12 protein-coding genes are annotated in these 12760 nt (G+C 47.3%); 2 read left to right on the top strand and 10 right to left on the bottom strand.

The features are described from left to right. Window positions 1–40: 40 nt before the first annotated feature. Both B3S86_RS02370 and B3S86_RS02365 read left to right on the top strand, forming a co-directional pair. Window positions 41–790: an SDR family NAD(P)-dependent oxidoreductase gene (locus B3S86_RS02370; protein ID WP_035409264.1), complete on the top strand. Its 750-nt coding sequence runs from the start codon at window positions 41–43 to the stop codon at window positions 788–790. Between the two features lie 334 nt (window positions 791–1124). Then, a complete protein-coding gene (locus tag B3S86_RS02365) occupies window positions 1125–2372 on the top strand; it encodes a murein hydrolase activator EnvC family protein (protein WP_290748767.1) in 1248 nt (415 codons plus the stop codon). 63 nt (window positions 2373–2435) lie between these two features. On the opposite strand, the gene B3S86_RS02360 is transcribed toward B3S86_RS02365, so the two are convergent. From B3S86_RS02360 to dnaJ, 10 genes are all read right to left on the bottom strand, one after another. Continuing rightward, on the bottom strand, window positions 2436–4085 hold the full coding sequence (locus B3S86_RS02360; RefSeq protein ID WP_290748764.1) for a methyl-accepting chemotaxis protein: 1650 nt from the start codon (window positions 4083–4085) through the stop codon (window positions 2436–2438). Next, the gene (locus tag B3S86_RS02355; RefSeq protein WP_056060078.1) at window positions 4082–5056 is read right to left on the bottom strand and encodes a BMP family lipoprotein; all 975 of its coding nucleotides are present in this window, start codon (window positions 5054–5056) and stop codon (window positions 4082–4084) included. Before B3S86_RS02355 ends, B3S86_RS02360 begins: the two co-directional genes overlap by 4 nt. Before the next feature lie 137 nt (window positions 5057–5193). Further along, window positions 5194–5859 (bottom strand): deoxyribose-phosphate aldolase, encoded by a 666-nt coding sequence (gene deoC / locus B3S86_RS02350; RefSeq protein WP_035409273.1) that lies wholly within the window; start codon window positions 5857–5859, stop codon window positions 5194–5196. Window positions 5860–5934: 75 nt separating this feature from the next. Continuing rightward, a complete protein-coding gene (gene rarD / locus B3S86_RS02345) occupies window positions 5935–6819 on the bottom strand; it encodes an EamA family transporter RarD (RefSeq protein ID WP_035409275.1) in 885 nt (294 codons plus the stop codon). Between the two features lie 16 nt (window positions 6820–6835). Further along, window positions 6836–7717, bottom strand: coding sequence for an EamA family transporter RarD (rarD, locus tag B3S86_RS02340; protein WP_235513988.1), 882 nt, complete (start codon window positions 7715–7717; stop codon window positions 6836–6838). 47 nt (window positions 7718–7764) lie between these two features. Next, window positions 7765–8460 (bottom strand): 23S rRNA pseudouridine(2604) synthase RluF, encoded by a 696-nt coding sequence (gene rluF / locus B3S86_RS02335; protein WP_053452714.1) that lies wholly within the window; start codon window positions 8458–8460, stop codon window positions 7765–7767. Between the two features lie 107 nt (window positions 8461–8567). Continuing rightward, window positions 8568–9902, bottom strand: coding sequence for a tRNA (N(6)-L-threonylcarbamoyladenosine(37)-C(2))-methylthiotransferase MtaB (gene mtaB / locus B3S86_RS02330; RefSeq protein WP_035409280.1), 1335 nt, complete (start codon window positions 9900–9902; stop codon window positions 8568–8570). Window positions 9903–9907: 5 nt separating this feature from the next. Next, window positions 9908–10654: a 16S rRNA (uracil(1498)-N(3))-methyltransferase gene (locus B3S86_RS02325; RefSeq protein WP_290748746.1), complete on the bottom strand. Its 747-nt coding sequence runs from the start codon at window positions 10652–10654 to the stop codon at window positions 9908–9910. 4 nt (window positions 10655–10658) lie between these two features. Continuing rightward, a complete protein-coding gene (gene prmA / locus B3S86_RS02320; RefSeq protein ID WP_035409285.1) occupies window positions 10659–11606 on the bottom strand; it encodes a 50S ribosomal protein L11 methyltransferase in 948 nt (315 codons plus the stop codon). Between the two features lie 25 nt (window positions 11607–11631). After that, window positions 11632–12738, bottom strand: a complete 1107-nt coding sequence (dnaJ, locus tag B3S86_RS02315; RefSeq protein WP_023467442.1) for a molecular chaperone DnaJ — start codon at window positions 12736–12738, stop codon at window positions 11632–11634. Between the last annotated feature and the right edge of the window lie 22 nt (window positions 12739–12760).

The following is a 12760-nucleotide window of genomic DNA, read 5'->3' as shown; positions in this document are numbered from 1 at the left end:
GTAAAAAAGGGAGAGAAGCGTTACAGAAAGGATGATTTTTATGAATCATGTTAATCAAACCGTCATCATTACGGGAGCCGCGAATGGCATTGGTGCAGAACTCGCCCGCACCTACGCTGCGCATGGCGCAAATGTCGTTCTTGCTGACATCGATCAGATGACAGGAGACGAATTAGTTCAACAAATTGAAGAAGATGGTGGGACGGCTTACTTCTATCATCTCGATATCCAACACGAAAAAGACGTTCAACTGTTGATTGAGAAAGCGATTGAACATACTGGTCGTATCGACATCGTCATCAATAACGCCGGTATCATGATTCGAAAACCCTTACTCGAATTGTCACTTGAGGAATGGGATCGGGTTCATCATACGAACCTGCGTAGTATCTTTTTAACGACTAAGGCCGCTACACCTTATTTGAAACAAAGTAAAAGTGGTGGTCGGATCGTCAACCTGGCTTCGACCCGCGCCTTCATGTCGGAACCGCATACAGAATCTTATGCATCGACGAAAGGTGGCATTTTTGCTCTGACCCATGCACTTGCTGTCTCACTCGGAGAAGACGGAATTCTCGTCAACGCGATTGCTCCTGGTTGGATCGAAACCGGTGACTATCAAGAATTATCACCTGAAGATCATAGTCAACATCCAGCTGGTCGCGTCGGAAAACCAAGTGATGTCGCTCGTGCTGCTCTCTATCTAACACACCCGGATAACGATTTCTTGACGGGCGAAACACTGGTCCTAGACGGTGGGATGACACGAAAGATGATTTATGAAGAATGATTCGGATGGAGTGCCTTTCGGGGCACTTTTTCATTTCACAAAAACTATATTTATACCTTTTTCAAACATTAATAAACCTTCTATTTATACGATGTTACAAAAATATATCTTCTGACATCATTCGGAAATCAATCAATTACATAATGATTTTTCCTTTCATATCAACATATTCTATTTATTCTTCTGTTCACGCATCATTATTTTCATAAATTCTTCATACTTTCTGCTAGCTTCTCTTGTATTTTTTTAAAAGAATTGTAAAGTGGATTTTCTGATTTTCTTGTTAGAGTGGGATAGGTAACACTTCACAAGGGAAAGGAATGACGCTTAGTTTATGAAACGACCTTTCAGAAAGTCACTCGGGCTATCGCTCATGACACTCACTTTACTCGCAAGTCCGCTCATGACGACAACTCCCGTCGACGCAGCAAGTTCATATAGAGAAAAGCAACAACAAAACCAGCAACAACAATCGAAGCAACGCGAGGCGTTGTCTCAAAAAAATAATCAATTATCTAAAGCACAGCAACAAGTCTACGCCCTGGATCAACAGATTAATGGGCTGACATTACAAGTCGTCGAGAATCAAAAGAAAATCGACGAAAACACGAAACAGATTGCTCGATTAGAAGATAAGATCGAGAAGTTGCAAAAGAAAATCAAGAAACAAGAAAAAATGCTCGGTGATCGTCTAGCGGTCCGTCAGTCGAAAGCCGATAACGCCCCACTGCTTGAAGCCGTCTTCGGCGCAAAAGATGTCGGTGATATGATTAGCCGTTTCAACGCCTTCAATACAATCGCGGAAAGTGATGCTTCTTTATTAAAAGATTACGAATCAAACAAAAAAGAACTGGCAGCTGCGAAAGAAGAACTGAAGCAGACACGCCAAGACTTGATTGAAGATCGTAATGTTTTAAAAAAGAAACAACGTGAATTAAAACAAGAAAAACAAAAGCGAACAGCACTTCTGAAACGTCTGACGTCGCAAAAGAAAAAAATCGAATCCAGTATCCTTAGCCTGAAAGAGGCATCGGCCCAACTGAAGGCACAGGAAGAGGCAGAAAAAGCTGCAGCACGTGCCGCGAAAGCAGCTGCAGCAAAAGCTGCAAAACAATCGGCAGTGCCAGCATCTGTTAGCAAGGCCAGCACGAAAGTCATCTCAAAAGCAAAAGGTAAATTCATCAAACCTGCTCAAGGCTCTGTTTCGCAAGGAATGGGTGCAGCAAGCGGAAGTAATGGTTATGCGTACCACAATGGAACCGACTTCGCTGGTCCACTCAACTCGCCAATCGTTGCGTCTGCAAATGGAACAGTCATCTTAGCAAGTTCCGGTGGTCCTTACGGCAACCACGTCTATATCTCTCATAATATCGACGGAAAAACGTATACGACCGTGTATGCCCATATGAATGCCTTGAACGTTAAACAGGGACAACAAGTCAAACAAGGACAGCAAATCGGTGTTCTCGGAAGCACCGGTAACTCGACTGGTCCACACTTGCATTTTGAAATCCACGATGGTGGATACCAGTATGATGCGAATGGACGGACGAATGAGCTCGATCCAGAAAGCTTCTTCTAAGTCGATTCAAGAAAAAGTGCACGCCTTCTCTTCCTGAGAATGCGTGCACTTTTGCTGTGTTCATTAAATTTTGAATTGATGTGTCTGACTGTCAAGCGACGTCGTCGTCGACTCGAGTTCTTGCATCAATTGATGAATCTGTTCGAACGATGCCTGTTGATCACGCATCGAAGCAGCAATCTCTTCATTTCCGGCTGCAAGTTCTTCCATGACACCACTAACTGTACTGACTTGACCAACGACATGGCGGGCTTGTTGTTTCGAATGTACGAGTTGTTTCGTCACATAATCGAGTGTTTCGGTCACACTCGCTACTTTTTGACGCGTCTCACCGAATGCTTGTTGGACGTGTGTAAAATTCTCGACCTGGTTCGTCTGTTCCCGCTCCGCTTGCACGAGTGCTTCTTGTAAAACAGCGCCGTCTTGGCGAATCGAACGGACGAGTGAGAAGATCGAACGCGTCGCTTCGTGTGTCTCATCTGCTAACTTTTTAACTTCACTCGCCACGACGGCAAATCCACGACCGGCTTCCCCTGCTCGCGCCGCTTCGATTGCCGCATTGAGTGACAATAAGTTCGTCTGCGCAGAGACTCCAGCGACGAGTTGCGCCATCTGTTCGATTTGTTGCGTTTGCTCAAGGAAACCTTCTAATTTCTGACCGAGTTCACGATTTTGTTCTGTTGACGCGCGTAATGAAGTAGCCTGTTGTTCCATGACAGAACTACTTTGAACCATCACGTGATCTGCCGCCTGTCCTTCTGCATAAGCGGTTTGTGCGCGTTGTTCGCTCTCCTCGAAGAGTTGTTGCATATCAGCCATCGTACTGACCGTTGTCTGGATATCATCCGACACCGTTTGTGTACCGCTCGCCATCTCATTAATCGCATGGGTCATGTTACCAGAAACTTCGACGATGTTCGCGTTCTCTGTCGTCGCTTCCGTACTCATTTGACGAATCGTGTTCGACGAGCGACTGATCGTTCCGATGACCTCATGTAAAGTTCCTTGCATCTGCGCAACAGCCGTCTCGAGTCGACCAATCTCATCTTTTCGACCGGATACGACCAGTTCCTGTGACAAGTCTCCATCCGAAATTTGCTCTGCTGTCCGGACGACACGGCTGATCGGTCGCGTGATACTACGTGCGAAGTACCAATTGTATAACGCTAGACCAATCAAGAGGAGGAATGTCGCGATTAGGACGGTCCGCGTCAAATTCAATGTCTCGTCTTTTGCCTCACGTTGTAAGACATCATAAAACTCCCCATTTTTCGTATGTAACGTATAGAGATCACTGAGGACACCTTCAATTCGTGCGGCATGGGAGCGAATGTCAATCGGATTCACCGCGTCCGTCAGTTCCGTCCGTTTTGCAGCGAGCGTCTTATACTTCATATCCGCCCGGTTCAACTCTTCTTGAAACGCTGGAATCAAATATGTCTTCTGTAGCTGATTCAAAGCTTGCTCGTTCTTCTTACTAAGAGCCTGAACCTGCTCCGCCTGACTCTCAGACGGTTGGCTTGCCAGTCGGTTCCATGCTGCCTGTTCATATAAGAGCTTCGTTTCGAGTTCTGAAATTTCAACGAGTTGTTTCCCGTAGTCTTCGTTATAGGATTGAATTTGACGGAGTTGGAACAAGGTCCATCCCATCAAGATGACGACACTCAAAATCGTCACTAATGTTGAGAGTAAAAATCGTTTCCGTAACGTCATTGGATCGTCACCTTACCTTCGAGCACATCTTGTTGCAGCTGCTCTAATTTTTTTCGTTCCCCGTCCGTAAAGTTCGTATTACGGATTGGAGCCAACTGGATTGCCCCTTCTTTGACACCAAGGACGACTTGTCCAGATTGGAGTCCTTTTGCATCCACATCTTGTCCGATTTTCGTAATCGCAAGATCAACTTGTTTTAGCATCGACGTCATGACGGCGTCAGGCGCGATCGGGGTCTGATCGCTATCAACACCGATAGCTTTTTTCCCCTTCGTTTGCGCTGCCTCAAGGACGCCGCTCCCTGTTAATCCAGCAGCTGCATATAACACGTCTGCCTTTTTCTGCATCATTTCGTTTGCAAGCGTCCGTCCCTTTTCGGGCGCCGCAAAGTCCTCCGCATATTCGACGAGTACCTTTGTTTTCGGATTGACGGCTTTAGCGCCAGCTATGTATCCTTTTTCGAACTTCTCAATCAAAGGCGACTTCATCCCACCGACGAAACCAATCGTATTCGTCTTGGTTTGGATTCCTGCAGCGGCACCCGCTAAGTAGCTTCCTTCGTCCTCTTTGAACGTAACCGAGAGTACGTTCGGTAACGTCGAGACGGCATCAATCAAGGCGAATTGTTGTTTCGGATATTTTTTAGCAACGGTCTCAAGATCTGTCTGCCCCATGTAGCCGAGTCCGACGATAACGGTCGGCTTCTTTTTCGCTAACGCTTCAAATGCTGTTTTATAGGTCTTCGTTTCGTTTAATTCCCGGTAATCGATCGACCAGCCTTCCTTCTCCCGTAACAACGCCATACCGCTCATCGCTGCATCGCTGAATGATTGATCGCCAAGACCAACATCCGATAAGACGACCGCCATTTCCTTTCGCTCCTTGACTGCCCGTTCTGGATCATCGATGACACTACCGCATCCTGCAAGGCTTAGTGTCGATGCCAGTATGATTCCACTCCATCGTTTCATTCATTCCACACCCTTCCGACATTCTACATCTGATTATCGGAAGCGATGTCTGACTTTTTAATACAAAATCCAAATTCAGAATAATCCCACAACAAAAAAACATGCCCCTCTAAAAAAGAGGAACATGTGACATATTCTTAGTAGTCGCTATCAGACGTACCACCAGTAACGATTGCGATTCCTGCTGAAGCACCAATGCGTGATGCACCTGCATCGATCATTGCTTTTGCACCTTCGAAGTCACGAACGCCACCAGACGCTTTAACACCGATATCAGGACCGACTGTCTCACGCATGAGACGGATATCTTCGACTGTTGCACCACCTGTTGAGAAACCAGTTGATGTTTTCACAAAGTTAGCACCTGCTTTAACTGAAAGTTCAGCAGCTGTTTTGATTTCTTCTTTTGTAAGAAGACAGTTTTCAAAGATGACTTTAACGAGCGTACCGTTCGCCGCTTCGACAACTGCACGAATATCACGTTCTACTAACTCAAGATTTCCATCTTTTAGTGCGCCGATGTTTAAAACCATATCGATTTCTGTTGCACCGTTTTGAATGGCATCCTTTGTTTCGAATGCTTTCACTTCTGGCGTGTTTGCTCCAAGTGGGAACCCGATGACTGTACATACTTTCACGTCATCATCTGACTTTAAGAGTTCTGATGCTAACGCGACGTATGTCGGGTTAACGCAGACGCTTGCGAATTTGTATTCTAATGCTTCTTTACAGAGTGTTTCGATTTGAGCACGTGATGTTTCTGGCTTCAGTGCCGTATGGTCGATCATTCCTGCTAAATTCATGATTGTTGTCCTCCTTAAGGCTTCCCTTTGACTCTGATATTATTCTATCACGCAAGAGGTCTGACTTCTATCTTTTTACGCGACTTTTCGAAGCTGTTTTTTTCGAATCCAGACTCCATTGAGCGTAAAGACAATCGCTGCTGTCCAAATACATGTAAACGCCACCATGTGTGTTTTAGTAAACGGTTCATGATAGAGCAATACACCGAGTCCAAGTGATAAGGTTGGTGCGACGAATTGCAGGAATCCAACCCATGTGAATGGAATCCGTTGTGCCCCGAATCCAAATAACAAAAGTGGCACAGCGGTGACGATCCCCGTTAAGATGAGTCCAGTCATCGTACCGACAGATTCGGTTATCGAAGACGTTCCCTGTACTTGCCAATATCCGAGGAAGATCAAAGCCAGTGGAAGCGGCGCCATCGTCTCAAGTGTCAGACTGACCGTTGATTCAAGCGGACGACGTTTTTTGACGACGCCGTAAAAACCGAAGCTTAAGGCAAGCGCAATCGAGATCCATGGAAATTCGCCGTAGCCAATCGTTAAAATCAGAACACCGATCGTCGCAAGGACAATCGAGATCCATTCAATCCGTGAGAGCTTTTCTTGAAAGAAGAAGACACCAAAGACGATGCTGACGAGCGGATTGATGTAATAGCCGAGCGATGCCTCAACGATGAATTGATGATTGACAGCCCAGATGTAGATGAACCAATTCAAGCTGATGATCAGTCCATTTAAGAAAAAGAGTCGGCGCGTGAACGGATCACGCAATGCCGTCTTCCATTTTCCAAGTGCTTTTTGAAACGACAGTAAGATGAGTAGAAATAGAAACGACCAGATGATCCGGTGCGCTAGTATCTCTTCACTCGGTACATTAGCGAGCATCTTCCAGTAAAGCGGTAAGAGCCCCCAAATGATATATGCGACAAGCGTCGCAAAAAATCCCGGTAGATTCACATAATCCCTTCTTTCGTTATGATACCTTCTTCATCCGTATCTTTCCTGCTGATAAACCGCTGATCGTAAACAAAGCAACGGCAATCCAAATGAACAGGAAAGCGATGAAGTGAATCGTCGTAAAGACGTCATTAAATAGATAAATTCCAAGGAGTAGCGTTAACGTTGGTGCAATGTACTGCAGAATTCCGACGTAAACGAACGGGATTTTCGGCATCCCGTATCCAAATAACATCAATTGAACTGCTGTTGCGATTCCGAGCATGATGATTGCAAGCAGTGCACTCGTCGGCATCGCAAGCGGTTGACTATCCGTCACGCCTAGCGTCAAGAGAGCGAACGGGAGCGTGACGAGCGTCTCTAAAAATAATCCCGATAATGGCTCGGCTGCCGCCTTTTTCTTCAGCACACCGTAAAATGCGAACGAGATGGCAAGTGAAAAGGCAATGATCGGAAATTGACCATAACCGAGTGTTAAAATCATCACACCAGTGATTGCTGATACAATCGCGATGATTTGTGGACGCGTTAATCGTTCCTTAAAAAAGATCAAACCGAACAAGACGCTGACGAGCGGATTGATATAATACCCGAGCGACGACTCGACGATATACCCTTCTCCGATGGCATACAGATAGAGTGACCAGTTCCCACCTAATACGAGACCTGCCGCAAGCACGGTATAGCGCTGGCGTTTGTTTTGCCACAGGTGACGAACGAATTGAAACTTCTTCGTCAAGCGTAACAATAGTGTCACGAAGATGAACGCACTTAAAATCCGGATTGAAACGACCGTCCATGCTGGAATTCCAGCAGCAAATACTTTGTAGATCGGCAACAGTCCACCAATCACGTAGGCGACGAATGTCGCACTCATACCCCGTTTGTCCACGGTCATCCCCCTTATGTATGAAGAAAGCCGCCAGTGGCGACTTTCATTGAACCTTATTGCCCGTCAAGCGTCGTAAACAACTCGCGTAATTCCTCTTCTGTCAAATCACGCCAAGAACCAATCGGTAAATCGCCAAGCTCGATGTTCATGATCCGGACGCGCTGCAGCCGTTTGACCCGGTAGCCGAACTCTTTACACATTCGACGAATCTGACGATTTAACCCTTGCGTCAAAATGATGCGAAATGTCCGTGTCTCAAGTGGTTCAACGATACATTCCTTCGTCGTTGTACCAAGAATGTCAACACCACTCGCCATTCCTTGAATGAATGTGTCCGTGATCGGGGCATCGACAGTCACGATATATTCCTTATCGTGATTGTTTTCTGCCCGGAGAATCCGGTTGACGACATCACCGTCATTCGTCAAAAGAATCAAGCCGTCTGAATCCTTGTCGAGACGACCGATCGGGAAAATCCGCTTCGGATGATTAACGAAATCGATGATATTTCCTTCGATATCAAGCTCCGTCGTACACGTAATGCCGACCGGTTTATTTAAGACGATGTAGACGGGTTTTGGTTTCGTTTGGAGTGGCTGACCGTCGATTTCGACGACGTCCGTCTCTTCAGCTTGCGAGCCGAGTTCTGCCGTCAGACCGTTGATCGTCACACGACCTGCGTCGACTAATTTATCGGCAGCACGCCTTGAGCAAAAGCCCGTTTCACTAATGAATTTGTTGATTCGCATGAATAATATCCTCTTTCCTTAATTGAACTGTATTCAGTGTAGCGCATTCCTGAAATGAAAACAAAAAAAGTGGCAAAGAAAACCAGAGGTTCCCTTTGCCCTTTCGATTAGACTACAGCGTCTTTAAGTGTCTGCATGATGCGAACAAATTGACCATCGTTCATCGGATAACCGGCTTTCGTGATTTTGACACGAACGAGTTGTCCGATCATCGACTCATCGCCTTCGATTGCGACACGCAAATAGTTATCTGTGTAACCGACGAGACGACCGCCTGCTTCTTCCGAGAATTCTTCCGGAATGATCTCAAGCAGTTCCCCTTCGTATTTCGAAGCATATTCCTTTGCGAGTTGATCCGATAAAGCGATCAAACGCGCGACGCGTTCTTCTTTGATTGATTCCTCGACTTGATCATCCATCATCGCAGCGGGTGTTCCTGTCCGTTTTGAGTACGGGAAGACATGCAACTCACTGAACTTATGATCGTTGATGAAGTTGAACGTTTCCATGAACTCTTCTTCCGTCTCACCTGGGAAACCAACGATGACATCCGATGTGATCGCACAGTCAGGCAGGACTTCCTTCAAACGCGTAATCCGTTCTCCGAATTCTGCCATCGTATACTTCCGGCGCATCCGGCGAAGGACCGTATCGGAAGCCGACTGGATCGGAACGTGCAAGTGACGAACGACAATCGGTGAATCCTTCAGGACATCAAGTACCTCGTCCGTGATTTGACTAGCTTCGATCGACGAAATCCGCAAACGTTCGAGTCCATTGACGGATTCGAGTGCTTTAAGTAATTTCGCTAAGTTGTAGTCTTTTAAGTCTTCTCCGTAGCCACCTGTATGGATGCCCGTCAAGACGATTTCTTTATAACCCGCATCAACGAGCTGTTGTGCTTGCTTCAAGACATCTTCTGGTTGACGAGACCGCATGAGACCACGCGCCCATGGAATGATACAGAACGTACAGAAATTGTTACAGCCTTCCTGAATTTTCAGAGAAGCCCGTGTCCGGTCCGTAAAGGCCGGTACATCCAGTTCTTCATAGACTTTTGCTTTCATGATGTTTCCGACCGCATTGATTGGCATGCGTTCTTCACGGAATTGTTCAATGTATCCAATCATTTTATGCCGATCTTGTGTTCCGACGACGACATCGACGCCAGGAATCGCCATGATTTCAGCAGGAGATGTTTGGGCATAACAGCCCGTTACGCAGATGACACTATCCGGATTTTGGCGAATCGCCCGTCGGATGACTTGGCGACTTTTCTTATCTCCGGTATTCGTGACCGTACATGTATTGACGACATACACGTCCGCATGATCAGCAAAATCAACGCGTGCGTAACCAGCGTCCTTGAACAGTTGCCAGACAGCTTCTGTTTCGTAATGGTTGACTTTACAGCCAAGCGTTTGAAAGGCAACAGTTGCCATTTCGTTCACCCTTTCAATTCAAAATGATACGAGACGGCGGAAAGGACATACAACGGTGCCGTTTCCGTCCGTAAGATGCGGCGCCCTAGAGCGGCTTGTTTAAAACCGGCATCCGTCAAACGTGCGATTTCTGCTTCAGCGAACCCACCTTCAGGTCCGATGACGACAAGAAGGGAATCTCCTTCTTGCAGTCCAGCAAGCGTCATAGCGAGGACGGAGGCCTCCCCTTGTTTCGCTGATTCTTCATAGGCAACCAGACAAGCCGTGTAGTTCGATGCATCCTGTAAGACTTCATCATACGCCACGAAGTCGACTGTCGGCAAGTGGGCACGGTACGATTGTTCCGCTGCTTCCTTGACGATTTTTTCGAGGCGTTCAATCTTTTTCGGAACCTTCTTCTGATCCCATTTCGAGACGGAACGATCGGCTTCGAAAATCCGTAGATAATGCATCCCGAGTTCCGTTGCTTTTTGGGCAACGAGTTCGATCTTATCGCCTTTTGGCAATCCATGGGCGATCGTCACACGAATCGGTAACTCCGTCTCGATCGGTAAAGTCTCTTCGATCCGGGCAGAAGCCGCTTCTTTATCGAGTGCTTCCAGGCGACACCGGTAAAGACCTGTCCCGTCGAGTACGAGAATCTCTCCGCTGACTTCCATCCGCATGACGTTTTTCATATGGTGTGCGTCGTCTTTCGGGAGATGAAAGACATCTCCCTGACGCATCGAGGGCTCGACGAAATACCGTTGCATGCGCTTATGCCTCCCGTTTCGCGATGATTGCGACCCAGTCTTCAAGCTTCGTCGTCTCGACGATCGTGAATCCTGCTTCTTGCATCGCTTGTACGACCATATCTTTCTTCTGACTAATGATACCGGAAGCGATGAAATGCCCGCCTGGTAACGTCAGCGTATAGGCATCCTTGACGAAGAGGAGGATGACTTCCGCTAAGATATTCGCGACGATCAACTCGACCGGCTCACTCAATTCCTTCATCAAATCGCCTTGACGGACCGTGATCTGCTCACTGACGTTGTTCAAAGCGACGTTTTCTGTCGCTGATTTGACAGCGACTTCGTCTAAATCCAGTGCAAAGACATCTTTTGCCCCAAGCTTCGCTGCTGCAATCGCTAAGACACCGGATCCCGTTCCGACATCGACGACACGGTCTTGCTCTTGCAAGTAGTTCTCAATCGCTTGAATGCAGAGGACCGTCGTCGGGTGTGTTCCTGTTCCGAACGCCATACCTGGATCGAGCTCGATGATCTTTTCATCCGGTTGTGGCGTGTAGTCTTCCCACATCGGGACGACCGTCAGATGACGACTGATTTTGACCGGTTTATAGAATTGTTTCCATGAATGTGCCCAGTCTTCTTCATCTACTTGAGTCAGCGTGACAGCACCCGTGCCAATCGACAGACCGAAGTTCGTCAATTGTTGGATGTCCTGTTCGATGCCTTTGATCGTGTCCGTCAAATCGCTGCTTTCTGCAAGATACGCCTTCACGAGTACACCTTGAGTCGGGTACTCGTCCCGTTTCGTCTCATCCCAAATTTCACCGAAGTTATCTTCTCGGTGGGACATCATCTCGAAATCTTCGACGTCCTCGATGACGACTCCGCTTGCTCCCGCTTCATGTAAGATGTTTGAAACTGCTTCGATGGCTTCTTGTGTCGTATGGACACAGATCTCTGACCATTTCATTTCTTGTCACGCTCCTCTGTAGTGATCACCCTGTAAAGAATGTCTTGATCCGGCTGAAGACACCTTCGTGTTGCTCTTCGACACCTTTTTCATCGCTGATTTCATTGAATTCCCGTAATAGTTCTTTTTGACGTTCCGTCAGATTCTTCGGTGTGATGACGACGACGTTGACGTATTGATCACCATGATGACCGGACCGGACGTTCGGCATCCCTTTTCCGCGGAGACGGAAACGTGATCCTGTCTGTGTGCCCGCTGGAATCTTCAGACTGACCTTGCCATGAACGGTCGGTACTTCGATCTCATCTCCAAGTGTTGCTTGTGCGAATGTAAGTGGCATATCCATGACGATATGATCATCGACACGTTCGAACAGTTCGTGTGCTGCGACACGGACGACGACATACAAGTCACCTGCTGGTCCACCGTTGACACCGGCTTCCCCTTTGCCTGCTAAGCGGATTTGTTGCCCATTGTCGATCCCTGCTGGAATTTTGACACGGACATCTTTGTTTTTACGGACACGACCGGCTCCACGACATGTTTCACATGGCTCCTTGACGATTTGTCCACGCCCATGACATGTCGAACACGTCGTTTGGTTGACGACACGACCGAACATCGTGTTTTGTTCGACGTTGATGTGCCCCGAACCACCGCATCGTTTACATGTTTCTGGATGTGTTCCTGGTTTAGCACCCGAACCATGACATGTACCGCAATCTTCTTCGACTGGGATCGTGATCGTCTTCTCGACGCCTGTGACCGATTCCATGAAGTCGATTTCCTCGACGTATTGTAAGTCCTGTCCTTTACGTGGGGCATTTGGATCTTGACGACGTCCGCCACCGAAGAACATGTCGAAGATGTCGCCAAATCCTTCAGCTCCACTGAATCCACCGCCACCTTGTGATGGATCTTGGTGACCGAATTGGTCGTAACGTGCTCGTTTATTGTCATCGGACAACACTTCATACGCTTCCGATAATTCCTTGAATTTCGCATCCGCATCCGCTTCCTTGTTGACGTCCGGGTGGTACGTCCGGGCAAGCTTACGGTACGCGCGTTTGATTTCCGCTGATGAGGCATCGCGCGCGACGCCTAGTACTTCATAATAATCGCGTTTTTCCACGTGCAGTCTTCCTCTCTCTATT

The organism is Exiguobacterium sp. UBA3968, from assembly GCF_002385115.1.
GTDB lineage: Bacteria > Bacillota > Bacilli > Exiguobacteriales > Exiguobacteriaceae > Exiguobacterium_A.
The sequence above is the reverse complement of the archived record's forward strand: the minus strand, read 5'-3'. Positions and strand labels throughout refer to the sequence as shown.

Bases quoted from the DNA above. Each gene is read 5' to 3' on its own strand.
- B3S86_RS02370 (WP_035409264.1), top strand. From the start codon at position 41: ATGAATCATGTTAATCAAACCGTCATCATTACGGGAGCCGCGAATGGC.
- B3S86_RS02365 (WP_290748767.1), top strand. From the start codon at position 1,125: ATGAAACGACCTTTCAGAAAGTCACTCGGGCTATCGCTCATGACACTC.
- B3S86_RS02360 (WP_290748764.1), bottom strand. From the start codon at position 4,085: ATGACGTTACGGAAACGATTTTTACTCTCAACATTAGTGACGATTTTG.
- B3S86_RS02355 (WP_056060078.1), bottom strand. From the start codon at position 5,056: ATGAAACGATGGAGTGGAATCATACTGGCATCGACACTAAGCCTTGCA.
- deoC (WP_035409273.1), bottom strand. From the start codon at position 5,859: ATGAATTTAGCAGGAATGATCGACCATACGGCACTGAAGCCAGAAACA.
- rarD (WP_235513988.1), bottom strand. From the start codon at position 7,717: ATGACCGTGGACAAACGGGGTATGAGTGCGACATTCGTCGCCTACGTG.
- rluF (WP_053452714.1), bottom strand. From the start codon at position 8,460: ATGCGAATCAACAAATTCATTAGTGAAACGGGCTTTTGCTCAAGGCGT.
- mtaB (WP_035409280.1), bottom strand. From the start codon at position 9,902: ATGGCAACTGTTGCCTTTCAAACGCTTGGCTGTAAAGTCAACCATTAC.
- B3S86_RS02325 (WP_290748746.1), bottom strand. From the start codon at position 10,654: ATGCAACGGTATTTCGTCGAGCCCTCGATGCGTCAGGGAGATGTCTTT.
- prmA (WP_035409285.1), bottom strand. From the start codon at position 11,606: ATGAAATGGTCAGAGATCTGTGTCCATACGACACAAGAAGCCATCGAA.